The organism is Ruegeria sp. CDSC052 (assembly GCF_059610685.1).
This window is the reverse complement of the sequence record NZ_JBXWOB010000002.1, coordinates 115,920-142,777: the sequence shown is the minus strand read 5'-3', so window position 1 is coordinate 142,777 and position 26,858 is coordinate 115,920. Positions and strand designations below refer to the sequence as shown.

The window sequence follows — 26,858 nt, the reverse complement described above, 5'->3', positions numbered from 1 at the left end:
AGATTATTCAATGGGGGTGCATTGCGCGGACAAGCGCATCCGACCCCACCAAATACAAGGACCGGACAAATGGCAAACTATGACGTCATCGTAATCGGAGCAGGCCCCGGCGGCTATGTCTGCGCCATCCGCTGCGCGCAGCTGGGGTTGAAAACCGCCGTGGTCGAAGGGCGTGAGACGCTGGGCGGCACTTGCCTCAACGTGGGCTGCATTCCGTCCAAGGCGCTGTTGCATGCCAGCCATCAGCTGCACGAGGCCGAACATAACTTTGCCAAGATGGGCCTCAAGGGCAAAAGCCCTTCGGTCGATTGGAAGCAGATGCAGGCCTATAAGGACGAAGTCATTGACGGCAACACCAAGGGCATCGAATTCCTGTTCAAGAAGAACAAGATCGACTGGCTGAAAGGCTGGGGTTCGATCCCGGCCGCTGGGCAGGTCAAGGTGGGTGACGAGGTGCATGAAGCCAAGAACATCATCATCGCGTCCGGGTCCGAGCCATCCGCGCTGCCCGGTGTCGAAGTGGACGAAAAGGTTGTCGTGACCTCGACCGGTGCGTTGGCGCTGGGAAAAATCCCGAAAAAAATGGTCGTCATCGGCGCAGGTGTGATCGGGCTTGAACTGGGCTCGGTCTACAGCCGTCTGGGCGCCGAAGTGACAGTTATCGAATTCCTCAAGGAAATCACCCCGGGCATGGACCCTGAGGTTCAGAAAACCTTCCAGCGCATCCTCAAGAAACAGGGCCTGAACTTTGTCATGGGTGCTGCGGTGCAAAAGACCGAAGCCACCAAGACCAAGGCCAAGGTAACTTATAAGCTGCTGAAGGATGACAGCGAGCATGTGATTGACGCCGATACCGTCCTTGTCGCTACTGGGCGCAAACCGTTCTCGGATGGTTTGGGGCTGGACGCTTTGGGTGTTGAAATGACACCCCGCGGTCAGATCAAGGTAGGCGCCGATTGGCAGACCAACGTCCCCGGCATCTACGCCATCGGCGACGTGACCGAAGGCCCGATGCTGGCGCATAAGGCCGAAGACGAAGGCATGGCCGCTGCCGAACAGATTGCGGGCAAGCATGGGCATGTGAACTATGGCGTCATTCCGGGCGTGATCTACACCTGGCCCGAGGTCGCCAATGTCGGCGAGACCGAGGCGACGCTCAAGGAACAGGGCCGTGCCTATAAGGTCGGAAAGTTCATGTTCATGGGCAATGGCCGCGCCAAGGCGAACTTTGCCTCGGATGGTTTCGTCAAGATTCTGGCAGACAAGGAAACCGACCGCATTCTGGGCGCGCATATCATTGGCCCGGCTGCGGGTGATTTGATTCACGAGGTCTGCGTGGCGATGGAATTCGGCGCCTCGGCCGAAGATCTGGCGCTGACCTGTCACGCGCATCCGACATATTCCGAAGCGGTGCGTGAGGCGGCCCTGGCCTGCGGTGACGGGCCAATTCACAGCTAAAAAAGGACCCCGGTGACTAGGTCGCCGGGGTCAACCATGCATCGAGATAGACCCTCAACCGGTCGGTAAAACCGGTCGAGGCGTGCAAGGCGCAGAACTTAAGGGACATGGCCTGAATGGCAAAGGCCTGAACACCTTCGGCCAACAGCTCGGTCGGAATGTCCTGTCGGACATCCGCAGCGTCAAGCCACATCATCACCACACGAAAGTAGCGCTCAAAGCAATATGCGATTGGTCCGATATCGGCGATAGCCGTCGCCCCCGAATATCTTATCAACAAGTCAAAGACATACCGTTCGGATGTCATGAAGCTGTGAACCGGCTGCAGGGCGGTCATGATATCATTCACCGATTTGGGCGCTGTCCCAGCCTCGGCCTGACCGAGGCAGGCATTCAGCCGATCTGCGATCAGAAGCTCCATCAAGGCATCCTTGTCGCGAAAATGCGCGAAGAACGTCCCTTTGGCGACGCCAGCGCTCTGGACGACCTCTTCTACCCTCAGCGCCTCGTATCCGCTGTTTTCAATGAGCGCCTCGGCAGCCGCCAAAAGCCGGGCCCGAGTTTTGAGAGTTCGTTTCTGGGGTGGTTTTTGCATATGGTTTGCTCGCATGTTTTCTGACCATGGTCAAATTTTTATTGACCGCGGTCATTTTCTGATTCTATAAGTGACCACGGTCATTTTCAGGAGAGCCCCATGCAACCGAAGAAAATACTCGTCCTCGACGGACACCCCGCCGATAGCAGCCTGTCGCGGACCTTTGCTGAAACTTATGCCGACGCCGCCCGAGGCAAGGGACATGACGTACGTCTAGTCCATCTGAGTGAGATGCAGTTCGACTTTGATTTTGGCCAGGGCAATTATCACGATTTCAAACCGCTAGAACCGGTTCTTGAGCAGGTATTGCAAGATTTCGAATGGAGCGAGCATCTGGTCTTGACCACACCAATGTGGTGGGGCGGATTGCCCGCAAAACTCAAAGGTCTGATCGACCGGATGTTCATCCCCGGACGCACCTTTGACACGCGAAACACCACTAAGATTGGATTGCCCGCCCCGATGCTGAGCGGACGCACCGCGCGCGTCATTCTGACATCAGATACGCCGGGTTGGTTCATGCGCCTGATCTATCGCCAGGCCCTGATCCGCCAGGTACGCGATCAGATATTGGGATTTGTTGGCTTCAAGCCGACCCGGTTCACCTATTTTGCCGGGGCAAGTTATCCCAAACCGGGTCACGTGGACCGCTGGGTCAGCAAGATCGCCAAGATCGGAGCCGCCGCGGCTTGAGGGCGTTTGCGTCACTATGCCCAGCCGAAACCACCGCCAAGGCGTTGGCGGACACAGGCGATCAGCGGATCACGTCAGGCCGGCAACCACCTCAGATGCTCGCTATTTGACCGAATGGCGACTGGCGGCATCTGCATCGGGCGCTTGGTAAGACGATGGGCGCCGTTTCTTTTTCAGAATACGCCACGCATCTCTGAACGGCAGGAAATAGAGCTTCATGCAGGTGTCCATCTCGTGACCCTTGTCCTTCTCGGTCACGCCGAATTTCACGTCCCTGTTATCCTCGGGCATGATGTAGGTGCCGAACAACACATCCCAGAACGGAAACATGAAGGCGAAGTTTTTGTCCAGATGGTCCGGGTGGCAACTGTGATGCACGTGGTGATGCGCAGGCGAAGGAAAAACTTTCGACCACACACCCGGCCAACGCAACCAGATATGGGAATGTCGCAGATTATAGCCTCCGACATTGAACAAGAACATCAGCACCGGCACGCCCAGCAATGCCGGCATGTTCGGCTGGTACCCTAACAGTCGAAACGCAAACCCGGTTACTGCGCCGGCACCAAACCCAATCGCAACATTGTAGAGGATATTGTCTATCGGATGTTCGCGAAAATTCGACAACGGGTGCATCACCTCGGCGCTGTGATGAACTTTGTGAAATTGCCACAACAGCGGGACCTTATGCTGCAGGTAATGGGCTGCGTAGCCGATGAAATCCATAATCAGGAATAGAATGAGCATGTAGGTGAAGGTAGCCAAAGCCCCCAACCAGCCAACCAAGGGCTCTGCCCGGGGTGAGTTATTGGGGTCAAGCCCACCGCTTGCCCATTGATAGGACAAGGCGGCTGATCCGGCCAGCAGACCCAATATCAGGAAATGCCCGATCAGTTTGTGGAAAAAGAAATAGCGGATATCGAGCCATGCAGAAGGATGGTTCCAGACCTTGCGGGGAAACAGGAACCCCAGAAAGCTGCTCTCTCCGTCTACATGTGACGCGTTTCTGCGCTTCACGGCATAGATGGCGAAGGCAATCAGCAGAGAACTGCCAACATAGACATAGAAAATCCGGTTCGTGGGATCCAAAGGAGACGTAAACACATAACGGGCGTGGTTCAGGAAAGAATCCCAAACTGAACTAAGCTGCTCCATTGACGGCTCCTGTATTCTGTATTTGCCTCACGGTTATCTACTTACTTACCCGTGTGACGATTCTTTGACCAAACCTTGATAAGTAAACAGGCTACCACATCGTTTTTGCGGCGCGTTGCCCCCAGGCCTCATCATATTGCGTGCCACCTTCCTCGCCGTCTGACGCTTCGGCCAGGATTTCACCCATTGTTGGCAATATGGCGGCTTCGTCCCCGCTGCTCCAAGTCCGCGCACGCATCAGCGCACGGGCACACTGAGTGTAGACCTCTGCAATGTCGATGACGATCACGGTGGCCGGAAGCCTGCCTTGTTTTTCGAACCGGGTACGAAGGTCTTGGTCCGCTGTCAGTCGGGCCGACCCGTTGACGCGCACAACATTGTTCGACCCGGGGACCATGAACATCAATGACACACGCGGATCGCGCACGATATTGCGCAAGCTGTCCAGCCGGTTGTTCCCGCGCCAGTCGGGCATCGCCAATGTCTTTGGATCCAGTTCCAGAATCACCGGACCATCATCGCCACGTGGGCTGCCATCGACCCCTTCGGGCCCAACCGTACTGAGTACGCATAGCCGCGAAGCCATGACCCATTGCCGGTACAGAGGCGTCAACCGGTGCGCTACTTTACGCAATGATGGGGCGCCCGGTGCGCTGTAATGTCCATCGAGCGTTTCGATATCGTCAATGAACTGCATCAGGATCAAACCCCACTTCTGTCATCAAAGCGTTCGAGCGCGTCTCGATCACATCTTCCAATCGGTCCAGAAAGCGCGCACGTTCGACGCCGGGTTCGATCGGATCAAGGAAGTCGACGATCGCAAGGCCGGGTTTGCGCATCACGCCGCTTCGGGGCCAGAACACTCCGGCATTTGTTGCAACAGGTACGCAAGGGATTCCCAAGCCTTCGTACAGGACGGCAGTTCCAACCTTATACGGTTTGTGAACACCTGGCGCGACACGGGTGCCCTGCGGATAGATCACCAACTGGCCAGGTTCTGTAAATTCCTTCGCCACATCCTGGACCATCTTGGCCACAGCGGCGCCCTTCTTGCCGCGATTGACCGGGATGCACCCTAGGCGGCTTGCGTAAAGCCCAATGACTGGCGTCCACAGCAATTCGCGCTTCATAATGAACTTGCCATGAGGAATCGCGCTAAAGATCATGATGATGTCGAGGAAAGACTGGTGTTTGGCCCCGATGACCACCTCGTCCACTGGCACAGTCCCGCGAATTTCGCATCGAATACCAACCATCCAATGCGCCAGCCACATGGTTGTGCGCGCATAGGTCTTGCATGCATGCAGCGCTCCGCGCTTTGCAAACATGGCGTAAGGAGCAAACACGAGGCCAAGGACCAGCATCCACATGTAGATCACGATCATGAAGACCAGTGAGCGGATCCATTGAATTGGAGTGGCCATTACGAAAGCTCCTTCAATTTGCGGTTTGCCGCAGTCCATGTGGCTAGAAAGGCCACCGCAGCACCCAGTACCGGGATGAGGGCTGGCAACAGCCACCCTGCCCCCTGAAAGCCCAGGCCCGTCAGAAAGCCGCCCTCGTCCGACGATGCCTCGGGCAGCAACAACACACCTGTCATTCCGAACAGCACTCCAACCATCGCGCCAAAAAATGCGCGGTAGGTGAAGCGGCGAACAAACGCATTGGCAATAAATCGATCCCGGGCCCCGACAAGACGCAGCACCTCGATAATCTGCGCGTTGGCTGCCAGCGACGCATTGGCCGCCAATGTGATCATGGCGGCGGTCGCTCCGCCAATCAGAAGGATTGAGACCCAGCCAAGCCTCCGGAGCGAGCGGGCCGCATCAACCAAAGGTTCGCGCCAGCGCGAGTGGTCGTCCAGAACGGCTCCGGGCACCTCGGCCCCAAGACGCAGGCGCAATCCTGCTGCGTCCAGACCTGGCTCACCTTCGACAATTTCGATCAGCTGCGGCACGGGCAGCGTGTCCAGTGGCAAATCCGGGCCAAACCAGGGCGACAACAGCGCAATCTGCTCCTCAATGGTCAACGCCCGGGCAGAGGCGACACCGGGTGTTTGCGACAACACCATCAGCGCGGTTTCAGTCTGGGCGGCCATCTGGTCGGCCGGGGCATTGATCCGCACCGTGGCAGCGCCGGCAAGTTCGCTTGCCCAGCGGTCTGCCACTCGCCCCGACGCCAATGACAGAGCCAGCGCGAACACCGCAAGAAAGCCCATCGCACCGGACACGAACAGTGTGAGATGTGCAGTATAGCCAGTGGGCGGAACAACTCGATCGGCACGACCATCACGTTTCAACAGGTTGCGGAAGGTTTCCATGTTCATAGATCCGCCCCCGCCAGTTGAATTTGGCGCTGCGAGATGCGCAAAACACGCGCCTGCACCTGGCTTTTCGCCGCACGGATCAGGCTAAGATCATGGGTCGCAATCAAGACTGTCTTGCCCATCTTGTTCAATTCGACCAGCAGGCGCAAAAGGCGCTGAGACATTTCCCAATCCACATTGCCCGTCGGCTCATCGGCCAGCACGACATCCGGCGACAGCATCACCGCACGGGCCAGCGCCGCACGCTGGCGTTCACCGCCTGACAGCTCTGGTGGCAGCGCGTCAAGACGCGCACCCAGCCCGACCCAGTTTAACAGATCTGACAGATCTGTTTGCTCGGCAATTTCCGCCTTACCGGATACCATCAACGGCAAAGCGACATTCTCGGCCAAAGTCATGTGATCCAGAAACCGGCAATCCTGATGCACCACACCTATCCGGCGGCGCATCAGGGCCATCTGATCGCGGTTAAGGCGGGCGATATCCTGATCGAACACGCTCAGCCTTCCCGATGTGGGCAGCAATGCGCCATAGCAGAGCTTTAACAGGGTTGTTTTGCCAGCACCGGACGGCCCGGTCAGGAAATGAAACGACCCCGGTTGAAGCTTAAGCGATACGTCGCTCAGCAATTCACCTCCACCATAGGTGTAGCTGACATGGTCCAGCTCGATCACGGGGGCCCCCAATTTTTGTGCCGCTCTTCTTGCCCCAGCGCGGTTCAGGTTTCAATGCCCGTACCGGGTCCAAATGGTGACACTTGGCCCGCGAAACCGAAAACGCGCTTTGCTGTTTGGTTCTAACGGAATATCATTCTTAAAAAAACTATTATCAGGCCAACCCCCGGCCCGGAGGCAGCATGCGTCTTACTTGTCCCAACTGCAGTGCCCAATACGAGGTGCCAGACGAGGTCATTCCAGAGGAAGGCCGCGATGTTCAGTGTTCGAATTGCGAGAAAACGTGGTTCCAGGCCAAACATCCGGCGGATCCAACCGTTGAGCAACCTGCAGATGAAACGACTGCCGAGGATAAGGCTGTTCCACCGGCGGAGCCAGAAACCGCCGACCAGACCGAGCCCGAGCCCGAAACCCCACCAAAGGATGGTGCGCCGGTCAGCAATGTGGATCCTTCGGTCGCCGATATTCTGAAGGAAGAAGCCGCACGCGAAGCCGAATTGCGGGCCCAGGAAGGCAGCAGCCTTGAAAGCCAGCCTGATCTTGCTCTTGATCCACCTTCCGAGCCGGAACCAGACCCCGAACAGGCGGTCAAGGAACTGACAGCTACAGAAACCGCTAAAGATTCCGGGCAAGGTGACACCCTGCCCGATGTCGAGACGATCAATTCTGGATTCCGCGGCGACGCCTCTGCAGATGCGCCCGAGGTATCAGCGCCTGCGCCCCGCAAATCCGGTGGCTTTCTGCGTGGGTTCGCTCTGATCTTGATACTTGGTGTGATCCTGTTCCTGATCTACGGCAATGCTCCGCAAATCAGTGAGGCTGTTCCTCAGGCGGATGCAGTTCTCAAACCTTATGTGTCTTTGGTGGATCAAGCCCGGCTTTGGCTGGATACCCAGGCTGGCGCTTCTCAGAACTGATCAGAACCGTTCAAGCAGGCGCTTGAGATATTCCAATTCAATCTCGGGACGTTCAGATTCACCGGTCCGGCGGCGAATTTCGTCCAGCAACTCGCGGGCACGGCGATAAACGTCCTCACCCTGCAGCAGGCTCTCATCGGTTGACATCGACCCGTTTGCCCCAGGGTTGCGGCCCAGCGGATCGCGGTTGTTGGCTTGCATATCACCTTCCTGGCTGCCTTGACCTGGTTGATTCTGCTGGTTCTGGGCCAAGGCCTCACCTAACGAGCGCATCCCTTCCCGCAGCGCATCCATCGCTTCGGACTGGTTGTCGATAGCATCAGCCAGCTCGTCATTCCGCAGAGCCTGCTCAGCCTCATCCATGGCGCGGCCAGCGCGCCCAAGCGCATCACGGGCGGCTTCGCCTTCCGGGGTACCGGCACCGGGCAGGTTTTGTTGCTGGCGGCCCAGCTCATCGCGCAGGGCCTGTTGACGATCGGCCAGCGAACCCTGACCCTGCTGACCTTCATCAGCCTGGTCCGAACCCTGCCCCTGTCCGCCCTGGCCTTCGTGGCTCTGCCCACGGCCCTGACCGCCATTGCGGCCCTGATTGCCCTGGTTTTCACCAGTCTGCGCACCGGGATTGAACTGCTCTTGCAGATCGCGGAAAGCCTGATCGCTCAGCCCCTGTTGATCGCGCAATGTCTCTGCCAAACCCTCCATCGCCTGTTGGCCTTCGGATTGCTGACCTTGACCCTGACCTTGCGTGACGCGCATGTTCTCCATCATCTGCTGGAATTCCTCCAGCGCCTGCTGCGCCTCGGCCATACGGCCCTGCTCCATCAGATCCTGAATTCGATCCATCATCCGTTGCAGATCATCCTGCGTCATTTGCAAGGATTCACCGTCTTGCCCCTGCTGACCTTCTTCGCCGTTCTGCTCTGCCAACCGCTGTAACTGTTGCAGATAGTCCTGGGTGGCCTCGCGCAGCTCTTGCATCAGCTCAGCGATCTCTTCGTCGCTTGCCCCGTTCTGCATCGCCTCCGTCAGGCGCTCCTGCGCCCGGCGCATCCGCTCAAGAGCGTCGGCAAGCGTACCGTCCTCGATCAATACGGCCAGCTTCCATAGTGAGGCCGCGATTTCTTCCTGCTGCGTCGGCTTCAACCCGTATTCGGTAAATGTCTCAAGCCGCCGAAGTGTCACCCGCAGGCGTAAATAGGCCGTATCCGAGCGGAACAGGTCCTCGGGCAGGTACGATACCGCCCGCAGAATCTGAGATACCCGTTTCGCGTTGTCCCGTGACCACAGCAGATCGCGCCGCTGTTCAACGATCGCAGCCGCCAGCGGATCAAAGAACCGACGCGCCGGAAGTGCTGTTGTATAGGGTTCAGACTGCCCTTGCTGATCGGCAGCATCACGCGCCATCAAAGTGATCTTTACTGGCAGATGCGCCCAGGGATGTTGTGAGAAATCCTCGATCAGATTCTCGGTGAAATCGGCCCGGTCGCCTGTAATGGGCATCGGTAACTCAACCTCGATCACCTCACGCGGTTCTGGATTCGCCATCAGACCATAGCGGCGATCAACTGCATCCAGATCCAGTTCGATCAGGGCAGAGCCTGCTATCACACCGTAATCATCTTTGGCCGCAAAGGGCAGTTTCATCTGGCCGCCTGCTTCGGATCTGGCAACGTCCGACACGGTGATCTGCGGAGACGTATCTGCGATCACTTCCAACGCCCAATCGCGTCCGGAAGGCCCGTCTATCGTCATTCGGCCCGAACGTTCGACGACAAATTCCTGTTCAGGGTCGGTGACCGCTTCCGTGCCCAGCGGTGTCGAGGTTTCGGTCAAGCTGTGCGCACCGACCTCGCCGTAGAATCGCAATGTGATGCGGCTGCCTTGCGGGACCGAAAGTGTCGGGGCGGATTGATCTGCCAGATAGAGCGTTGGCAAGCCGGTATAGCGTGGCGGCTCGACCCAGCCTTCCCAACTTGGTCCCTGACCGGCAACAGCTGCACCCGGTGTCATCTCTGTCACGGATCCTATGCGCCAAAATGAGCCGAAAAGCACAGCAATCACCAGCGCCAGCAAAGCTATGAACCTCAGAGCATAGGGGTCGCGGTCGGCCAGTCGGAGATCCGGCTTTACCGGCGCAGCCTGTGCGGCACGTTCCGCCATACGCGCCTGATGAGCCCGCCACAGGGCCACAGAATCAGCATCCATCGCGCCGATGGCCTGTTCATCCATCAGAGCCTGGATAGGACGCCCTGGCAGGGTCTCATCCATCCGGATCAACGCTTCGTTTCGTGTTGGGAAACGGAACCGCCGCGCGCCGTGGATCAGTGCAACCAACAACCCAAACAACGCCGCCGACCCCGCGACCCAAACGGTTTCCACCCCGACATGGTCCTGCAGTCCGAGCATCAGCGCAGCCAACAGCGCCATGGAAATTGAGAAAAACGGCCAGAAAGACCGCCAAACCTGCTCGCTTAGCATCCCCACCTGCGTTAGCAGCAAAGACAATCTGGGGATCGGCAAGGTTTCTCTTGCGGTCAAGTCGGGCCTCCGTTCACCGGCCCGCGCGTCTATTGCGTCAGAGCCACTCGGGTATGGTATCGCGGTTTATGATTTCGTCAAAGCTCGGACGTTCACGAATTACGGCAAATTGATCTCCGTGCACCAGAACTTCGGGTATCAGGGGCCGCGTGTTGTATTCGCTGGACATGACCGCGCCATAGGCCCCTGCGCTGCGAAAGGCGACCAGATCACCAGCACCCAGTGGCGGCATCTGCCGTTGCTTGGCAAATGTATCGCCGCTTTCGCAAACCGGACCGACGATATCATAGGGTTGCTGTTCCGTGCCCGGCACGGGTTCGATCACCGGTACGATATCGTGATAGGCTTCGTACATGGCCGGGCGGATCAGGTCGTTCATGGCACCGTCGAGGATCAGGAAATCCCGGCCCTCGCCGGATTTCACATAGATCACTTTGCTGACCATCAAACCAGCATTACCGGCAATCAGGCGGCCCGGCTCTATTTCGATTTCGCATCCCAGATGACCCAGAGTGTCTTTGATCAGCGCACCGTATTCCAAAGGCAGCGGCGGCGCGTCGTTCGAGCGCGCATAAGGAATGCCCAACCCCCCACCCAGATCAAGGCGGCGAATATTGTGGCCCTCACTGCGCAGCGTCTCGGTCAGCTCAGCAACCTTCTGATAGGCCAATGCAAAAGGCTCCAGCTCGGTCAGTTGCGAGCCGATATGGACGTCGATGCCAATGACCTTCAGCCCGGGCAGGCTGGCAGCGTGGGCATAGACTTCTGACGCACGGGCGATCGGAATGCCGAATTTATTCTCGGATTTTCCGGTGGCTATTTTGGCGTGGGTCTTGGCGTCCACATCCGGATTTACTCTAACGGTGATCGGAGCAACGACGCCCAAATCAAGCGCAACGGCGTTGATCACCTCCATCTCGGGTTCGGATTCCACGTTGAACTGACGAATGCCACCGGTCAGAGCAGTGCGAATTTCTTCGGCTGTTTTGCCAACGCCCGAAAACACGATCTTATCGCCGGGCACTCCGGCAGCTTTGGCCCGCAGGTATTCCCCACCCGAAACAACGTCCATCCCCGCGCCTGCCTCGGCCAGCGTCTTCAGGATCGCCTGATTGCTGGCGGCCTTCATCGCATAACATACGAGGTGGTCGGTCCCGTCCAATGCCTCATCGAACAGCTGGAAATGACGCAGCAGCGTCGCCGTCGAATAGACGTAAAAGGGTGTCCCAACCGCAGCTGCGATTTCGGAGATCGGGACATCCTCGGCGTAAAGCGCGCCGTCGCGGTAAAGAAAGTGATCCATAAAGACGCGCTTAGACCAGAATGCCCCGGCGGATCAATGGATTCTACGCAAACAGGGGTGTCGCGTCATTCAATATGCGAAACGCCGACCCGCCCATAACCGGATATCGAAATTCCAGATCCGCCGGATTGGGGTTCGGGATCGGGTCGCGGTTTATAGGATGGGTCGCAAGCCGCAAGAATGGCGAGGCCAAAGAACAGGCCTAAAATCTTCATATTCATTTCTTTTTCCAAGGTTTACGGCCAAGCGCCATTGATCGGTCTGAAATGGGATCTGAGTCCTGAAACTGCAACTCGGGAAACACTACCGCCCGAGAAAAACGCTCAGGGGGCCGCGTTGCAGGCCAACGCCGCCCCCGACATAGGCGCCGCTGGTGCCGACGCCTATATTGGCGCTCATCGTTGGTTGGATCGGTTCGCCATCCGCACCGCATCCGGCCAGGGTTACCCCTGCCAGCATCAACAGAGCCGCAGTCAGAATTCGCATTACACCAACGCCTTCCATCGCTTGACCTGAGCCCGCACCTGATCCGGTGCCGTGCCGCCGTAAGACTGGCGCGAGTTTACCGAATTTTGCACCGTAAGGACAGAAAAGACGTCATCGGTGATCTGCGCATGCACTGTTTGCATATCCGCAAGCGTCAGGTCCGGCAGATCGCAGCCCTTGCTCTCGGCCATCGCAACCAGCGATCCGGTGACGTGATGGGCATCGCGGAACGGCAGGCCCAGAACGCGCACCAGCCAGTCGGCCAGATCAGTCGCGGTCGAAAAACCCGACCCTGCAGCCGCAGCCAGGCTGTTGCGGTTGGCGGTCATGTCCTTGACCATGCCTTCCATCGCTGCCAGCGCCAGCATCCAGTTATCGGCAGCGTCAAAAACCTGTTCCTTGTCTTCCTGCATGTCCTTGGAATAGGCCAGAGGCAAGCCCTTCATCACCATCATCAGCGCGGTGTTGGCGCCATAAATGCGCCCGACCTTGGCACGGATCAGTTCTGCCGCATCCGGGTTCTTCTTTTGCGGCATGATAGACGAGCCAGTCGAAAAACGGTCAGACAGGGTGACAAAGCGGAACTGGGCAGAAGACCAGATCACCAGTTCTTCGGCAAAGCGCGACAGGTGCATTGCACAGATCGAAGCAGTTGACAGAAATTCCAGCGCAAAATCGCGGTCACTGACAGCGTCCAGCGAATTGGCAGCGGGACGGTCAAAGCCCAGCGCCTCGGCGGTCATGACCCGATCAATAGGGAACGAGGTTCCAGCCAGCGCGGCAGCCCCCAGTGGGGATTCGTTCATCCGCGCGCGGGCATCGCGGACGCGGGACAGATCACGCCCGAACATTTCGACATAAGCCATCATGTGATGACCCCAGGTCACAGGCTGGGCGGTTTGCAGATGCGTAAAGCCCGGCATGACCCAGTCCGCCCCGGCCTCTGCCTGCGCCAAAAGCGCGCGGATCAGGGCTAGCAGACCGGTATCGGCGGCATCGAACTGATCACGCACCCACAGTTTAAAATCGGTTGCCACCTGATCATTGCGCGACCGGCCTGTGTGCAAACGGCCCGCAGGTTCGCCAATGACCTCTTTCAGCCGTGCCTCGACATTCATGTGGATGTCTTCCAGCGCGGTCGAGAACTGGAACGCCCCGCTCTGAATTTCTGACAATACGGTGAGCAGCCCTTCCCGAATGGCCTCAGCATCACTATCAGTTATAACGCCCGTGGCAGCCAACATGGCGGCATGGGCGCGCGAGCCTGCAATGTCCTGGGCTGCCATCCGCTGATCGAACCCGATCGAGGCATTGATTGCCTCCATGATCGCGTCTGGACCGGCGGCAAAGCGGCCGCCCCACATCTGGTTCGAAGATTGATCGGTCATGTAAGAAAACCCGGAGTTGATATGCGCCTATTTCGTCTGATCCCCCTTTATATGGCCCTTGCGCTAGGTGCAAACGCGGCTTTGGCCACAGATGCGGAAACTCTGGGTCCGCTGCGCGAAGGCACCCTGAAGCGGTTGATCCTGCACAAAGAGCCCAAACCGCACACCTTGGTCGAATTTCAGTTGGAAGATGACGGTGGCACCGCAACGCTTGCCGACTATCAGGGCAAATACGTTCTGCTGAACTTTTGGGCCACATGGTGCGCACCGTGCCGCAAGGAAATGCCTCAGATCGCCGAGTTGCAGGCGGAATTCGGGGGTGACAAATTCGAAGTCCTGACATTGGCCACCGGGCGCAACTCACCCGCGGGGATCAAGAAGTTTTTCGAGGAAAACAACATCGAGAACCTGCCGCGCCATCAAGATCCGGGCTCGGCTGTGGCACGTGAGTTCGGTGTCATTGCCCTGCCAATCACGGTCATTCTTGACCCCGATGGCAATGAAGTCGCCCGCCTGATCGGGGATGCCGAGTGGAATTCAGACAGTGCCAAGGCGATCATTGCGGCACTGGTCGCGGAAGAAAGCTAAGGTCGTTTTCCTGAAGTCCTGAATTTATGATAGCTTCCCCGTCGTTGTAACGAGGAGGCTTTCTTTATGAAGAACGTATTCACTCTGGCCATTGCTGCCTGTCTGGTTTTGGGCTCGGCATTGGTTGCCGAGGCCAAAGACATCAAGAAAGAACAAGATTTTCTGAATGCTGTTGCCAGTAAGAAACTGGTGAATGGCGGCACCTGGGTGCTTATTTCACCCGACGGGAAGATTTCCGGGCAAACCAGCGACAAGGTCAAATTCTCGGGCGCATGGGCCTGGAACAAAAGGTTTTGGTGCCGAACGCTTGTTGTTGGCGGAAATCAGATCCCGCAGGATTGCCAGAAAGTAACGATAGAAGGGAACCAGGTGACCTTTACCCGCAACAAGGGCAAGGGTGATTCCGGGGGGACCTATACGATTACCAACTGACCTCTTTACAAAGGCGCCGTGATTCCCAACCGGTGCCACAGGTCCAATTCCAGCTTACGCGACGCCACCTTTGACAGCCGCGCATCTGCTTTGCAGTTTGTCGGTCAGGAGGATGTCATGCCGCTTGAGATATTGTTGGTTCTGGTCGTTGGGGGGATCGGCGGAATTACTATTCTGCTGCATCTGACGGGCCGTTCGCGGCAGTTCGCCCTGACGCCTGATCTGGCCCGCGCGCAATGGTCGCGCCATTTCCCCGATGACGTGATCGCAGATGTAACCGTAGCGCATGACGAACGTTCCGCGCTGATCCGAACCACAACCGGTTCTGGCCTTTTGTGGTCGTTCGGCGCGGATACCGTGGCTCGCCACCTGCAGGATTATGACTGGATCGAGCATCCGGACGGATTCGAAGTTCAGTTTCATGATTTCGGAACCCCCTCAACCCGCATCCACCTCGATGACATCGAACGCGCCCACTGGCGACACCTGATGGAGCCCGCATGACCGACCAGATTTCCTTTCCCGATGCCGTGCAATGGGCAGTCCCGTTCTTTATCGCCGCAATTCTGGCCGAGTTCGTCTGGATCGCTTTCAAAGGCCGGGGCGGGCGCTATGAAACGCGGGATGCGGTCACCTCGCTGATCATGGGCGCGGGCAATATTGCCTCGGGGTTTCTGCTCGGTTTCATCGCCTACGGGTTCTTTATGTGGTTGTGGCAGATTACGCCGCTGAACCTGGGCACCTCGATCCCGGTGATTATCCTGTGCTTTTTTCTGGACGATTTGCGGTACTATTGGGTGCATCGGTTCGGGCACCGCATCCGTTGGGTCTGGGCCAGCCATGTGAACCATCATAGCTCTCAGCATTACAACCTGACCACGGCGTTACGTCAGACCTGGACTTATACATTCACCTTCATGATGGTCGTGCGCGCGCCGTTGATCCTGCTGGGGTTTCATCCGGCAATGGTTCTGTTTGTCGGCGGTCTGAACCTGATCTATCAGTTCTGGATTCACACCGAGGCCATCGGCAAGATGCCCCGCTGGTTCGAGGCGGTTATGAACACCCCCAGCCACCACCGCGCCCATCATGGCCGCAACGCGCGCTATCTGGATTGCAACTATGCTGGCGTGTTCATCATCTGGGACAAGATGTTCGGCACCTTTGTGCCAGAGCAGGTCGATGACAAGGTCGACTATGGGTTGGTTCACAATATCGGAACCTTCAACCCGTTGCGCGTCGCTTTTCACGAATGGGTCGGAATCTGGCAGGATGCCACGCAATCGGGGCTAACTTTGCGCCAGCGGTTGGCCTATTGCTTTGCCCCACCCGGTTACAGCCATGACGGCAGCCGGGATAGCTCGGAGCAGATCAAAGCCAAGCATATCTCGCGCAACCCCAGGGATCGAGGGACGCCTGGATTTGAGCATTTTGAGACCGAAACGCACAAATCCGAAGCAAAACAAGCTTGAATCCGCCGGTCATGTGCTGATTTTCTTGAAAATTAGCTTAGCCTGCACATATCCAAACGATGTGCATTACGAGTGACCGGAGATTATCATGACCCGTTGGACAACATTTTCCACAGTTTTAGGACTGATAGGCCTGCTTGTCGCAATGCTGACAGCGCTGGCCGCCGGGACCGCAACGCTGATCGCGTTTGGACTGGCCATGATGGTGCTGGGTTTTACGGGTGCAGTTATTGGTGCCGCGAGATCTCTGGGACGTGTTCTGGACGCAGCCCGCTGACATTTTCATTTCCATTAACCGCAGATTCACATCTTTGCCCTGAAATTGGATCCTGACCGACGACGGTAGGGAAGCGATTTCGATCATGCGGGACAGGAAACTGGCAGATTTACCCGAAGGATCAGACAGCCCGTTAAACGCGGCTGTGCTGTCGCGCGACAACTCAACGATCCAGATGGCTACGGATGCTGTCAAACACAAACAGTGCAAACTGGCCTTTCAACCGGTCATGCAGGCTAACGCGCCACATGGTATCGCCTTCTACGAGGGCTTCATCCGGGTGCTGGACGAAACCGGTCGTGTCATCCCGGCACGCGAGTTTATGCCTCAGCTTGAAAACACCCCGATTGGCCGCGAATTGGACTGCATCGCGCTTGAAATGGGCCTGCGCACATTGGCACGCACCCCGGACATCCGCATGTCGATCAATATGTCCGCACGGTCGATCGGATATGGACGTTGGTCGCGTGTTCTTGACCGGTTCATGAAAAAAGATGCCAGTATCGGTGAAAGGCTGATCCTTGAAATTTCCGAAAGTTCGGCCATGACCGTGCCGGAACTCGTGGTCGATTTCATGGACCGGTTGCAACCACGTGGCGTTGCATTTGCGCTGGATGATTTTGGGGCCAGCAATTTCTGCTTCCGCCATTTCCGCGAGTTTCTTTTTGATGCCGCCAAGATTGATGGCCAGTTCATCCGCGGCATCAGTGAAAACCCGGATAATCAGGCGCTGGTTCGTGCCCTGATCGCAGTAGCAAGGGAATTTGAGATTCTGGTCACGGCCGAATCGGTCGAAACCAAGGCGGATGCTGAGTTTTTGGTGGCCAATGGCGTCGATTGTCTGCAAGGATTTCTGTTCGGCGCACCTACGGTTTCTGCGCCCTGGAAAACGGAAAACGAACAGAAATCGGCGGGTTAACCCCAAAAAACTAGGGACCTTGGGTCCTGAGACAAGCTGCCCGTTGCTGCAAATGCAGCATTGCGCTATTGCAGTGGTACTTGAGCGGGGGATTACGGGGCGCTCTTGTTGCGGGGGGAACCTCTCGACCTGCGCCGTCAGACATTCCGCCGGACCATGACGGTAAAGGACTGATCATAATGACCAATGTAGTTATCGCATCCGCCGCACGTACAGGCGTCGGCAGCTTTGGTGGTTCGTTTGCGAACACCGCAGCCCATGATTTGGGCACAGCCGTTCTTGAAGCCGTTGTCGAACGCGCCGGAATCGAAAAAGGCGAAGTCAGCGAGACAATTTTGGGTCAGGTTCTGACCGCAGCCCAGGGTCAGAACCCGGCGCGTCAGGCACATATCAACGCCGGTCTGCCGCAAGAAAGCGCGGCCTGGGGCATCAACCAGGTCTGCGGATCCGGCCTGCGCGCCGTGGCACTGGGCGCACAGCATATCCAACTGGGCGATGCTGATATCGTCGCTGCTGGCGGACAAGAGAACATGACCCTGTCGCCCCATGCCGCCGCTCTGCGCGCCGGACAAAAGATGGGCGACATGAAGTATATCGACACAATGATCCGCGATGGACTGTGGGATGCGTTCAACGGGTATCACATGGGTCAAACCGCCGAAAACGTTGCTGAAAAGTGGCAGATCAGCCGCGATATGCAGGATGAATTCGCCGTCGCAAGCCAGAACAAGGCCGAAGCTGCGCAGAAGGCAGGCAAATTCGCCGATGAGATCACCCCCTTTACCATCAAGACCCGCAAGGGTGACATCGTGATGGACAAGGACGAATACATCCGCCACGGCGCAACCATGGAAGCCATGGCCAAACTGCGCCCGGCTTTTGCTAAGGACGGATCGGTCACCGCCGCCAATGCCTCGGGCCTGAACGACGGCGCGGCTGCGACCCTGCTGATGTCGGCGGCAAATGCCGAAAAGCGCGGGATTGAGCCTCTGGCGCGGATTGCATCTTATGCTACCGCTGGTCTGGACCCGTCGATTATGGGCGTCGGCCCGATCTATGCCTCGCGCAAGGCGCTGGAAAAGGCGGGCTGGTCGGTTGACGATCTGGATCTGATCGAAGCCAACGAAGCCTTTGCCGCACAAGCTTGTGCAGTGAACAAAGACATGGGCTGGGACCCGTCCATCGTGAACGTCAATGGCGGCGCCATTGCCATCGGTCACCCGATCGGCGCCTCGGGCTGCCGCGTTCTGAACACTCTGTTGTTCGAAATGAAGCGGCGGGACGCGAAAAAAGGTCTGGCGACTCTGTGCATCGGTGGCGGCATGGGCGTCGCCCTATGTGTCGAGCGCGACTGATCTAACAATGCCTTCTCGGCCCACTCTTATTTCGGCCCTTGTGATTTGCTTTGCAGGGGCCGCAGACGCACAGAACCGTCAACCGCTTTCGACCAGCCTGACGGAGTGCAGCGTCATCTTTACAGAGCAGGCCGAGCTGAGAGCACGCCGGAACAAGGACCAAACAACCACAGACGCCGTGCTTGCCAGCGCGGCGTTATTCGTTGTGGAAGCTCGTGATCAGGCCGCAATAGAAGGCATTAAGAACCCCTACAAACACATCCAGTCCGCGCAGGTTCGATTGTCCGAGACATGGCACGTTCGCTTTGGCAATTTGGCTCTGCTGAACGAAAATAAGGACTGGATCGACTATTGCCGTGCATTGGGTAAAGATCGTGGCCTCACACTACCCTGAGGCGAAACCAAAAACCCCAGCGCTGCGGCAACTTGCCTGCGCAATATTGTTGCGCTGGTTGGCTCGGAATAGTAACAGCATTACCAAGACGACTTAAATTGGAGGATTCCTAAATGGCACGAACAGCACTCGTCACCGGCGGTTCCCGCGGCATTGGCGCAGCAATTTCCAAGGCGCTTAAGGCCGAAGGGTACAATGTTGCAGCCACCTACGCGGGGAACGACGAAGCCGCCGCGAATTTCACCGACGAGACCGGAATCGCCACCTACAAATGGAACGTTGCGGATTATGACGAATCCAAAGCGGGCATCGAAAAGGTCGAAGCCGAGATTGGCCCGATCGACATCGTTGTTGCCAATGCCGGCATCACCAAGGACGCCCCATTCCACAAAATGACACCCGAGCAGTGGCATCAGGTGATCGACACCAACCTGACCGGCGTATTCAACACCGTTCACCCGGTTTGGCCTGGCATGCGTGAGCGCAAGTTTGGCCGTGTCATCGTCATCAGCTCGATCAACGGTCAAAAGGGTCAGTTCGCTCAGGTGAACTATGCCGCAACCAAGGCGGGTGACCTGGGAATCGTGAAGTCGCTGGCGCAGGAAGGCGCGCGCGCGGGCATCACCGCCAACGCTATCTGCCCCGGCTATATCGCAACCGAAATGGTCATGGCTGTCCCCGAGAAGGTTCGTGATTCCATCATCAGCCAGATTCCGGCGGGCCGACTGGGCGAACCGGAAGAGATCGCACGCTGCGTTGCTTTCTTGGCCTCTGAAGACTCGCAATTCATCAACGGATCGACCATCTCGGCCAATGGTGCTCAGTTCTTCGCCTAAGTTGGCTGCCAAAATGCAAGCGGGCCGGTTCTAAGCAGAACCGGCCCTTCTTTTATCCCGTAAGACCGCGCGCGCTGCGATCAGCGGGAACCGAAAATCCACTTCAACACATTCAGAACCGCTTTGCCCCGCGCCTCATGCGCGCGCAGAATCGCCGATTGTGCAGCTGGATTTGTTGTCATCTCAATCATGGCAGCCTCTCAGTTCAAAACAGTTTTCCTTGACTTATGAGCAATATGAACTCTAGTTGGCAAAGCCGCAAACGAGCTTTTTTGAACATTCAGTTAAGAATTTCTATACTATGAGCGACTACCTGCCGCCCTTGACCGCTTTGCGTGCCTTTGATGCCGCCGCCCGGCACATGTCTTTTGCCAAAGCCGCGGCAGAGCTGCATGTAACGCCTGCGGCCCTGTCCTTTCAGATCAAATCCCTTGAGGAGCATTTGGGCCGCCCTCTGTTTCACCGCCTGAACCGCGCGGTGGAGCTGACAGAGACTGGGCGCACCCTGGCCCCGGGCGCCGCGGATGGATTTGCCACGTTACAAGCCGCATGGCGCGCCGTGAGCAGACAGGGTGACGACACTAGCCTGACCGTCACAGCGGGCCCTGCCCTGACGGCCAAATGGCTGGCGCCCCGCCTGTACGAATTTGCCCGCGCACATCCCGAAATAGATCTGAAATTCTCGGCCACGTTACGCATCATCGACCTTGAACGGGATGATGTGGATGTGGCCATCCGATTTGGCGAAGGTGCGGATAAGGGGCTGTATTCCGTGCCAGTGCGCCGGGAATGGCTGACGCCGGTCATGACGCCCGAGCTCGCCCGCCAGTTCACCACGCCGGAAAGCCTGCGGGATGCACCGTTGATCCATGACGCCTCGATCCGCTTTCTGACCCCACCCAGTGATTGGCCCGCCTGGTTCAGGGCCGTGGGCATCGCACATACCCCGACCCATGGTGCCGAGTTTTCGAACGCCGATCACGCAATTGACGCGGCTGTTGCGGGCGTTGGCGTCGCGCTTGGCCGCCGGGCCATGATCCTGAAAGATCTGACCGAAGGCACGCTGGTCGCACCTTTCAAGACCGCCATCGAAACAAAGGGGCGCTTTCGCTTCCTGTGCCTCTCGGGGGCCGAGAACCGCCCTCAGATTGCGGCGTTTCGGGATTGGTTTCTGGACGAGATTGAAAAGACCGCACATATATCCGATGAGTTCGACATCATTCCAGTCGAGGACCTGTCAGCCGCATGACCCGGAACCGCGCCACTACTATCGGTTTTGTCGCCGTTTTACTCTGGTCCCTTCTGGCCCTGTTCACCGTCGGCTCAGCCCCCGTTCCTGCGCTTTTGCTGAATACGATCTGTTTCTCGATCGGGGGGACGCTGGGGCTGATCTGGACCTGGGCCAATGGCGGGCTGGGGCAGCTGCGGACCGTGCGTTGGACCACCTATCTGTTCGGCACCATCGGGTTGTTTGGCTATCACGCGCTCTATTTCTCGGCTCTGCGCATGGCCCCTGCGGCCGAGGCCGGGCTGATCGCCTATCTCTGGCCGCTGCTGATTGTGCTGTTCTCCGGCCTCCTGCCGGGCGAGAATCTGCGTGCAGGGCACCTGATCGGAGCCTGCCTGGGCTTTGCTGGGGCCGCTGTGATCATCGCCGGGGGTGGTGGCGCAGGATTTCAGGCCAGCCACCTGCCCGGTTACGGGCTGGCGCTGCTGTGCGCTCTGACATGGTCGGGCTATTCCGTTATGTCCCGTCGTCTTGGGGATACCCCCACAAGCTCTGTCGCTGTGTTCTGCATCTTTACCGCCATCGCCTCGGGTGGTCTGCATCTAGCCATCGAAGAAACCGTTTGGCCGGGCACGGCCTTTGGCTGGGCTTCGATCGCGGCACTTGGGCTGGGGCCTGTTGGTCTGGCGTTCTATGTCTGGGACATCGGGGTCAAACAAGGCGACATTCAGATTCTTGGCACCGCGTCTTATGCAGCGCCCCTGTTGTCTACCGTCGTTTTGGTGGTTGCCGGGATCGCAGCCCCATCCTGGGGTCTGGCAATCGCAGCCATACTGGTCACCGGCGGCGCGGCCATAGCCGCGCGCGCCAGCCTTAAAAGTTAACTGGAAAGTCGCTCTATCTCTTCCTTAAGCCTTAGCTTCTGTTTCTTGAGTTGAGCGATATGGAGATCGTCGATGCCTGGCGCGCGCTGGGCTTGTTCTACTTCGAGACCGAGAGTTTCGTGCTTCTTCTTCAGTTCCGTCAGATGTGCGCTCACGCTCATGGCGATACTCCTTCATTGGTGTCTCTGAATAACGTAGGAAGTTGAGCACATCGTTTCCAGCCTGTCACGCTGCAGACGCACAGATTCTATAATAAATCTGACAAATTCGGCTGGTTGGCGCCTATTGATCCGAAAACCCGTTCAGCGCAGCACCGTCGCGCAAAACGGACGATATCTGAGAGGTATAGCTTTCGCCGTCTTTTTCGTGACGCACACCCTTGTGCAAAATCAGCGGGGCATGCAGTTGAAACGCAGACCGACCGCCTTTTCTGGCCCTAAGGACCACCAATTCAGCCTTCCGACCTGCCCGCGCGGCCAGAGGCAGAACCTCGACTGAGCCAAGCCGCCCCGCACAGGCTGACAGCATGTCTGGCAACCGATCGGCCTTTTGGATCATGTGCAGATAGCCCCGAGGTGCAAGGCGCTTTGCCGCACAATCGAACCAATCGCGCAACGGTGTATCCTCGCCCAAGGCAATTCCGCGACCCGAGTCCGCCGCAGGGCTGTGGGCACCGGCCAAGTAATAGGGCGGATTCGCAATCACATGATCGAACTGCTGTTGTTTCAGCTCAGTTGGCAGTTTGCTCAGATCGGCCTGCACCACTGTCAGCGCCTGCGCATTCTGATCCGCGTTGCGGGTGGCCAGATCGGCATAGGGCGATTGCAGCTCAACACCCGTAGCGTTCAATCCCGGCACGCGCGCCATCAGGCACAAGATGGCGGCACCAGCGCCACATCCCAGCTCCAGCACGGATTGCCCAGCCTTGGCCGGTACCGCTGCCGCCAGCAAGACAGGATCGACCCCGGCGCGATAGCCGGACAGGGGCTGCCAAAGCCGAACGCGCCCATTCAGAAAGTCGTTCAAACTTAGCTCTGGGTCAGTGAATTGCGTCATCGGCCCAGCGGGATCTCGTTGTCGCGCATCACCCGTTCAGCGCGGATCAAATCATCTGCCCGCACCATAAGGCGACGCGGGAAAATACCGATGCCGCCTTCTAGGATGCTCATATTTACGTCCATCTGAAAGCAGTCTATATCCTCGCCCTGAAGTAGGGCGGATGCAAAGGCCAGGATCGTCGGATCAGTGCTGCGCAAAAGTTCTTTCATGGGGATGGATGTAAGGGCAAGGTGAGGCGGAAGTCGAGCCTTGTATCAGGAGTGTGATGAACATCAGCACAGTCTCAAAACCGCATGAGCGGCTGGCCGAGATTCTTTCGGGTGAAATGGACGCGGTCAATGACCTGATACGCACGCGCATGGCCTCAGAACACGCGCCTCGCATTCCCGAAGTCACCGCACATTTGGTCGAAGCGGGTGGCAAGCGCCTGCGTCCGATGCTGACACTGGCCGCGGCGCGGCTGTTCGACTATGCCGGGGACCATCATTTGCGTCTGGCGGCAACGGTTGAGTTCATCCACACCGCGACCCTGTTGCATGACGATGTTGTTGACGAAAGCGCACAAAGGCGCGGACGGCCAACAGCGAATCTGCTTTGGGACAACAAGTCCAGCGTTCTGGTTGGGGATTACCTGTTCTCACGCAGCTTCCAGCTTATGGTCGAGACCGGGTCTCTTAGGGTTCTGGACATCCTTGCCAATGCGTCTGCCACGATCGCCGAGGGCGAAGTGCTTCAGATGACTGCTGCAACCGATCTGGGCACGGATGAGGCCATCTATCTTCAGGTTGTGCGCGGCAAGACCGCAGCCTTGTTCTCAGCCGCAACCGAGGTGGGCGGGGTCATCGCCCAAGCGTCAGAAGCCCAGGTCAAGGCGCTCTTCGATTATGGCGATGCGCTGGGGATTGCCTTCCAGATCGCTGATGACCTGCTGGATTATCAGGGCGACAGCAAAGCGACCGGCAAGAATGTCGGCGACGACTTCCGCGAGCGTAAGCTGACGCTGCCGGTGATCAAGGCCGTGGCGCAGGCCACGCCTGAAGAACGCGCGTTTTGGCAGCGCACCATAGGTAAGGGTCGTCAGGAAAGCGGTGATCTCGAAACCGCTCTTGGTCTTATGGGCAAATACGGTACGCTTGCTGCGACGCGCAAAGATGCGCTTGGCTGGGCCAATAAGGCCAAGGCGTCGCTGACCATCCTACCCGATCATGAGATCCGTACCCTGCTGAGTGACCTCGCCGATTTCGTAGTCGCGCGCCTTAGTTAAGCTGCACCGCCCGGCACCACCAATCGGGATGGGCTGCGCCGATCTCATAGGCGGCGAAATGGGCGGCCTTCATCGTGGGGTACAGTGCGAAGCAGGTCGATCCTGACCCTGACATGCGCGACAACAGCGTCTTTTTTGTATCCTTTAGTGCGTCCAGCACCTGCGCGACTTCGGGGGCCAGCGATGTGGTTGGACCTTCCAGGTCGTTTCGCTGTTTCCCCAGCCATTCGGCACAATCCTGAGGCCCCTCAAATACCGGGATATCCTCTGCCATGGGCGGGTTTTCCCTGCATTGCAAAGCCGCGAAAATAGCAGGGGTTGGAACCTCTACGCCCGGGTTGACCAACAAGGCCGGTAGATGCGGGAGCGTGACAGGGTCCAAACGTTCTCCGATGCCGCGCATACGGCTGGAGCTGGCCGCCGTGCAAACAGGAACATCCGCCCCTAGGCGCAGCGCAGTTCCCGGCGGGATAGCTCCACCCTCATCTTCTATCATCCGCAAAGTTGCGGCGGCATCGGAAGAACCGCCTCCGATCCCGCCCCCATGCGGCAGCACTTTGTTCAGGTCAATATGCCCAGTCCAGCCTGCAGCCTCGGCGGCTTTCCACACCAGATTGCGACTATCGCTTGGCACACCCACCGCATGTTCGCCGGTGACAGAGATCGACAGCGCCTCACCTGCGGTGAAATGCAGCGTATCGCCCAGATCGGCAAACACCACGAGCGAATCCAACAGGTGATAGCCGTCCACGCGCTGGCCGGTGACGTGCAAGGTAAGGTTGATCTTGGCGGGCGCGAAAGCCTTAGCCTTCATTGGCGATCTTCAGCGGCGCGGCACCTTCTTCGATCAGAACCTCGTCCAGCCCGACCTCGATCTTGCGGCGAATACGCTCGGGGTCGGCCTCACCATCGGCGTCTTCGAGGTCAATGAAAGACAATGCCCGCTTCCACTGGAACTCGGCTTCGCGTGCGCGGCCCACGGCCCAGTAAACGTCACCCAGGTGATCATTCACCACTGGGTCTACCGGCATCAGCTCGACGGCACGCTCCATATGCTCGACCGCCTCTTCATAGCGGCCCAGTCGAAACAGAACCCATCCCAAGCTGTCGACGATATAGCCGCTACCAGGGCGTGCGGCGACGGCGCGTTCGATCATGCCAAGCGCTTCGTCCAGATTTTCGCGCCGTTCTACAAGCGAATAACCCAGATAATTCAGGACCTGCGGTTGGTCGGGGTTAAGTTCTAGCGCACGGCGGAAATCGGCCTCAGCATTGTCCCACTGCTTTAGTCGCTCGTACGAGATACCACGGGCGTAGTGCAGGAACCAGTTGCCGCCACCATCAGCATCAATCAATTCAATCGCTGTGCTATAGGTTTCGACAGCCGCAGCATAGTTTTCTTCACGTCTTTGCAAATCAGCCAGCGCCACGTGAACACTTGGCAGATCCGGTCTCTGCGTCGCAAGGGTCTGCAAGACTTCTTCCGCCGCATCGGTTTTGCCTGCCGTGACAAGCACCTCGGCCCGGCCCAGTTCAGCAGCGTGATAGTCACTGCTGCTCGCGGGCACTTTGCGATAGGCCTCGACGGCAAGATCGTATTGCTCCAACTCGTCCAAAAGTTCGGCACTCAACAAGATTGCGTCCACGTGATCCGGGCGCAGAAAGGCTGCGACCTGCGCATAAAGCAGGACGTAATTCTCAGCCGCCTCACTGCTGAGCGCGGCTCCCACGGAAAAGAACACTTCTGCGATACCGTCCTGCGATGTGCGGACATGAGTAAAGGGCAGCGTTTCGCCAGCGCTCAGACGCGATTCGTACCCTTCAATCGAGGGATCAGAGCCGGACTCGAACACGTCATCCAGAAACTGCAGCGCATCCTCATTGCGGTCCAGCTGCGACAGAACCTCGGTCCGTGCCAGCGCTGCGCGGCGGGTAAATCGCGCCACAACACCGTTATCGGCCGCAAAGACTGCCTCGGCGCCTTCAAAGTCTCCGACTGAGGCCAGTGCCAAAGCTTTGTGGTAAAGCGCGAACTCGCGCAGACCTTCCTGCGCTGCAACTTGGTCAAACTGCTCCAGCGCGCTGGTCATCGCACCCTGGCCCATATGGGCCCAGCCCAATATTAACCCGTCAACCAGCGGCCCGACGCCTTGCGTTTCGGGGTCGCGGGCCAGCAGTTCATCCAGCTTGCCTTCAGCCACCAGATTAGCGGCAATCGCCATTTTCGCGGGCTGGTTGGGCAGGCCTAACTCTTCGATGGTTTGGGCAATCGGCAAAGCTCGCTTAACCTCGCCCAGCGACAAGCGCGCAACGACGACATTCTCCAGCAACCGGTCGTTTTGAGGATCTGCGCGCAATGCTTGCGCAAAGTATTTCTCAGCCGCCGTATAGTCGTCCTGAAAAATCGCCTGACGCCCGGCAAGATACGCACCGAACCCAGTGTCGGCATAAGCCGGAATGGCGAATGACGTGGTAAACAGCACAGCCAGCGCTGTGCGACGAATGAGAAAAGTCACCAAATTCCTGCCTTGCGATTGTCGGTTGCGCAATAAGCTAGGGCTTTGACCAGAAAGAGGCAATGGCAGAGCCTTCACGACGCCGCCATTGCCCATTTTTC

General features: G+C 57.9%; 31 protein-coding genes. 15 read left to right on the top strand and 16 right to left on the bottom strand.

Features of this window, described 5'->3' with window-relative positions; translation table 11 throughout:
• The first annotated feature begins 69 nt into the window (after positions 1-69).
• Positions 70-1,458, top strand: coding sequence for a dihydrolipoyl dehydrogenase (gene lpdA / locus AC2FIM_RS06065; RefSeq protein WP_142635460.1), 1,389 nt, complete (start codon positions 70-72; stop codon positions 1,456-1,458).
• A 16-nt stretch (positions 1,459-1,474) separates the two neighbouring features.
• Here lpdA and AC2FIM_RS06060 read toward each other — a convergent pair whose 3' ends face one another.
• Positions 1,475-2,053 carry a TetR/AcrR family transcriptional regulator gene (locus AC2FIM_RS06060; protein WP_271948447.1) on the bottom strand — a complete coding sequence of 193 codons (579 nt, stop codon included), beginning with the start codon at positions 2,051-2,053 and terminating at the stop codon, positions 1,475-1,477.
• A 99-nt stretch (positions 2,054-2,152) separates the two neighbouring features.
• Here AC2FIM_RS06060 and AC2FIM_RS06055 point away from each other — a divergent pair, with 99 nt between their 5' ends.
• On the top strand, positions 2,153-2,746 hold the full coding sequence (locus AC2FIM_RS06055) for an NAD(P)H-dependent oxidoreductase (protein WP_142635456.1): 594 nt from the start codon (positions 2,153-2,155) through the stop codon (positions 2,744-2,746).
• A 102-nt stretch (positions 2,747-2,848) separates the two neighbouring features.
• Here the strand turns inward: AC2FIM_RS06055 and AC2FIM_RS06050 are convergent, their stop codons facing one another.
• From AC2FIM_RS06050 to AC2FIM_RS06030, 5 genes are all read right to left on the bottom strand, one after another.
• Positions 2,849-3,901, bottom strand: a complete 1,053-nt coding sequence (locus AC2FIM_RS06050) for a sterol desaturase family protein (protein WP_142635454.1) — start codon at positions 3,899-3,901, stop codon at positions 2,849-2,851.
• Between the two features lie 91 nt (positions 3,902-3,992).
• Positions 3,993-4,598 carry a pyridoxamine 5'-phosphate oxidase family protein gene (locus AC2FIM_RS06045; RefSeq protein ID WP_496676599.1) on the bottom strand — a complete coding sequence of 202 codons (606 nt, stop codon included), beginning with the start codon at positions 4,596-4,598 and terminating at the stop codon, positions 3,993-3,995.
• The gene (locus AC2FIM_RS06040; protein WP_496676601.1) at positions 4,585-5,325 is read right to left on the bottom strand and encodes a lysophospholipid acyltransferase family protein; all 741 of its coding nucleotides are present in this window, start codon (positions 5,323-5,325) and stop codon (positions 4,585-4,587) included. The genes AC2FIM_RS06045 and AC2FIM_RS06040 overlap by 14 nt, the downstream gene beginning before the upstream one ends.
• Positions 5,325-6,227, bottom strand: a complete 903-nt coding sequence (locus tag AC2FIM_RS06035) for a cell division protein FtsX (RefSeq protein WP_281972556.1) — start codon at positions 6,225-6,227, stop codon at positions 5,325-5,327. Before AC2FIM_RS06035 ends, AC2FIM_RS06040 begins: the two co-directional genes overlap by 1 nt.
• Entirely contained in the window at positions 6,224-6,901 is a 678-nt protein-coding gene (locus tag AC2FIM_RS06030) for a cell division ATP-binding protein FtsE (protein ID WP_142635446.1), read from the bottom strand. Before AC2FIM_RS06030 ends, AC2FIM_RS06035 begins: the two co-directional genes overlap by 4 nt.
• Before the next feature lie 182 nt (positions 6,902-7,083).
• On the opposite strand from AC2FIM_RS06030, the gene AC2FIM_RS06025 reads away from it, so the two are divergent.
• Positions 7,084-7,818: a zinc-ribbon domain-containing protein gene (locus tag AC2FIM_RS06025; RefSeq protein ID WP_496676603.1), complete on the top strand. Its 735-nt coding sequence runs from the start codon at positions 7,084-7,086 to the stop codon at positions 7,816-7,818.
• On the opposite strand, the gene AC2FIM_RS06020 is transcribed toward AC2FIM_RS06025, so the two are convergent.
• The 5 genes from AC2FIM_RS06020 to argH all read right to left on the bottom strand — a co-directional run bounded on the left by AC2FIM_RS06020 (position 7,819) and on the right by argH (position 13,533).
• On the bottom strand, positions 7,819-10,356 hold the full coding sequence (locus AC2FIM_RS06020) for a TIGR02302 family protein (protein ID WP_496707988.1): 2,538 nt from the start codon (positions 10,354-10,356) through the stop codon (positions 7,819-7,821). It lies immediately after the preceding gene.
• Between the two features lie 37 nt (positions 10,357-10,393).
• Positions 10,394-11,659, bottom strand: a complete 1,266-nt coding sequence (gene lysA, locus AC2FIM_RS06015; RefSeq protein ID WP_142635442.1) for a diaminopimelate decarboxylase — start codon at positions 11,657-11,659, stop codon at positions 10,394-10,396.
• A gap of 65 nt (positions 11,660-11,724) precedes the next feature.
• A complete protein-coding gene (locus AC2FIM_RS06010) occupies positions 11,725-11,880 on the bottom strand; it encodes a hypothetical protein (RefSeq protein ID WP_185956656.1) in 156 nt (51 codons plus the stop codon).
• Positions 11,881-11,962: 82 nt separating this feature from the next.
• Positions 11,963-12,145 (bottom strand): argininosuccinate lyase, encoded by a 183-nt coding sequence (locus AC2FIM_RS06005; protein ID WP_142635440.1) that lies wholly within the window; start codon positions 12,143-12,145, stop codon positions 11,963-11,965.
• On the bottom strand, positions 12,145-13,533 hold the full coding sequence (gene argH / locus AC2FIM_RS06000; protein ID WP_496676606.1) for an argininosuccinate lyase: 1,389 nt from the start codon (positions 13,531-13,533) through the stop codon (positions 12,145-12,147). The genes AC2FIM_RS06005 and argH overlap by 1 nt, the downstream gene beginning before the upstream one ends.
• A 21-nt stretch (positions 13,534-13,554) precedes the next feature.
• Between argH and AC2FIM_RS05995 the strand changes: the two genes are divergently transcribed.
• The 11 genes from AC2FIM_RS05995 (at position 13,555) to yddG (ending at position 21,918) form a co-directional block, all read left to right on the top strand.
• Positions 13,555-14,121, top strand: coding sequence for a TlpA disulfide reductase family protein (locus AC2FIM_RS05995; protein ID WP_271948463.1), 567 nt, complete (start codon positions 13,555-13,557; stop codon positions 14,119-14,121).
• 66 nt (positions 14,122-14,187) lie between these two features.
• Positions 14,188-14,553: a hypothetical protein gene (locus tag AC2FIM_RS05990; RefSeq protein ID WP_496676609.1), complete on the top strand. Its 366-nt coding sequence runs from the start codon at positions 14,188-14,190 to the stop codon at positions 14,551-14,553.
• 117 nt (positions 14,554-14,670) lie between these two features.
• A complete protein-coding gene (locus AC2FIM_RS05985; protein ID WP_281972562.1) occupies positions 14,671-15,057 on the top strand; it encodes a hypothetical protein in 387 nt (128 codons plus the stop codon).
• Positions 15,054-16,025: a sterol desaturase family protein gene (locus AC2FIM_RS05980; protein WP_282021645.1), complete on the top strand. Its 972-nt coding sequence runs from the start codon at positions 15,054-15,056 to the stop codon at positions 16,023-16,025. Before AC2FIM_RS05985 ends, AC2FIM_RS05980 begins: the two co-directional genes overlap by 4 nt.
• Before the next feature lie 88 nt (positions 16,026-16,113).
• On the top strand, positions 16,114-16,302 hold the full coding sequence (locus AC2FIM_RS05975; protein WP_281995235.1) for a hypothetical protein: 189 nt from the start codon (positions 16,114-16,116) through the stop codon (positions 16,300-16,302).
• Positions 16,303-16,387: 85 nt separating this feature from the next.
• Positions 16,388-17,221 (top strand): EAL domain-containing protein, encoded by an 834-nt coding sequence (locus AC2FIM_RS05970; RefSeq protein ID WP_271948473.1) that lies wholly within the window; start codon positions 16,388-16,390, stop codon positions 17,219-17,221.
• 179 nt (positions 17,222-17,400) lie between these two features.
• Complete coding sequence (locus AC2FIM_RS05965) at positions 17,401-18,576, top strand: acetyl-CoA C-acetyltransferase (protein ID WP_142635424.1); 1,176 nt, start codon at positions 17,401-17,403, stop codon at positions 18,574-18,576.
• 7 nt (positions 18,577-18,583) lie between these two features.
• On the top strand, positions 18,584-18,970 hold the full coding sequence (locus AC2FIM_RS05960; RefSeq protein ID WP_271948476.1) for a hypothetical protein: 387 nt from the start codon (positions 18,584-18,586) through the stop codon (positions 18,968-18,970).
• A 113-nt stretch (positions 18,971-19,083) separates the two neighbouring features.
• Positions 19,084-19,806 carry an acetoacetyl-CoA reductase gene (gene phbB, locus AC2FIM_RS05955; RefSeq protein WP_271948478.1) on the top strand — a complete coding sequence of 241 codons (723 nt, stop codon included), beginning with the start codon at positions 19,084-19,086 and terminating at the stop codon, positions 19,804-19,806.
• A gap of 301 nt (positions 19,807-20,107) precedes the next feature.
• Positions 20,108-21,055 carry a transcriptional regulator GcvA gene (locus AC2FIM_RS05950; RefSeq protein WP_496707989.1) on the top strand — a complete coding sequence of 316 codons (948 nt, stop codon included), beginning with the start codon at positions 20,108-20,110 and terminating at the stop codon, positions 21,053-21,055.
• Positions 21,052-21,918 carry an aromatic amino acid exporter YddG gene (gene yddG, locus AC2FIM_RS05945; RefSeq protein WP_496676617.1) on the top strand — a complete coding sequence of 289 codons (867 nt, stop codon included), beginning with the start codon at positions 21,052-21,054 and terminating at the stop codon, positions 21,916-21,918. The genes AC2FIM_RS05950 and yddG overlap by 4 nt, the downstream gene beginning before the upstream one ends.
• Here the strand turns inward: yddG and AC2FIM_RS05940 are convergent.
• From AC2FIM_RS05940 to AC2FIM_RS05930, 3 genes are all read right to left on the bottom strand, one after another.
• Positions 21,915-22,079, bottom strand: a complete 165-nt coding sequence (locus tag AC2FIM_RS05940; RefSeq protein WP_142635414.1) for a YdcH family protein — start codon at positions 22,077-22,079, stop codon at positions 21,915-21,917. The genes yddG and AC2FIM_RS05940 overlap by 4 nt on opposite strands.
• A gap of 121 nt (positions 22,080-22,200) precedes the next feature.
• Complete coding sequence (locus tag AC2FIM_RS05935) at positions 22,201-22,974, bottom strand: tRNA1(Val) (adenine(37)-N6)-methyltransferase (protein ID WP_496676620.1); 774 nt, start codon at positions 22,972-22,974, stop codon at positions 22,201-22,203.
• Positions 22,971-23,186: a putative signal transducing protein gene (locus AC2FIM_RS05930; protein WP_496676622.1), complete on the bottom strand. Its 216-nt coding sequence runs from the start codon at positions 23,184-23,186 to the stop codon at positions 22,971-22,973. Before AC2FIM_RS05930 ends, AC2FIM_RS05935 begins: the two co-directional genes overlap by 4 nt.
• A gap of 56 nt (positions 23,187-23,242) precedes the next feature.
• On the opposite strand from AC2FIM_RS05930, the gene AC2FIM_RS05925 reads away from it, so the two are divergent.
• A complete protein-coding gene (locus AC2FIM_RS05925) occupies positions 23,243-24,241 on the top strand; it encodes a polyprenyl synthetase family protein (protein ID WP_271948485.1) in 999 nt (332 codons plus the stop codon).
• Here the strand turns inward: AC2FIM_RS05925 and AC2FIM_RS05920 are convergent.
• Together AC2FIM_RS05920 and AC2FIM_RS05915 are read right to left on the bottom strand one after the other, a co-directional pair.
• A complete protein-coding gene (locus tag AC2FIM_RS05920; RefSeq protein WP_496676626.1) occupies positions 24,234-25,055 on the bottom strand; it encodes a 4-(cytidine 5'-diphospho)-2-C-methyl-D-erythritol kinase in 822 nt (273 codons plus the stop codon). The genes AC2FIM_RS05925 and AC2FIM_RS05920 overlap by 8 nt on opposite strands.
• The gene (locus tag AC2FIM_RS05915) at positions 25,045-26,853 is read right to left on the bottom strand and encodes a tetratricopeptide repeat protein (RefSeq protein ID WP_496676628.1); all 1,809 of its coding nucleotides are present in this window, start codon (positions 26,851-26,853) and stop codon (positions 25,045-25,047) included. Before AC2FIM_RS05915 ends, AC2FIM_RS05920 begins: the two co-directional genes overlap by 11 nt.
• Positions 26,854-26,858 lie beyond the last annotated feature (5 nt).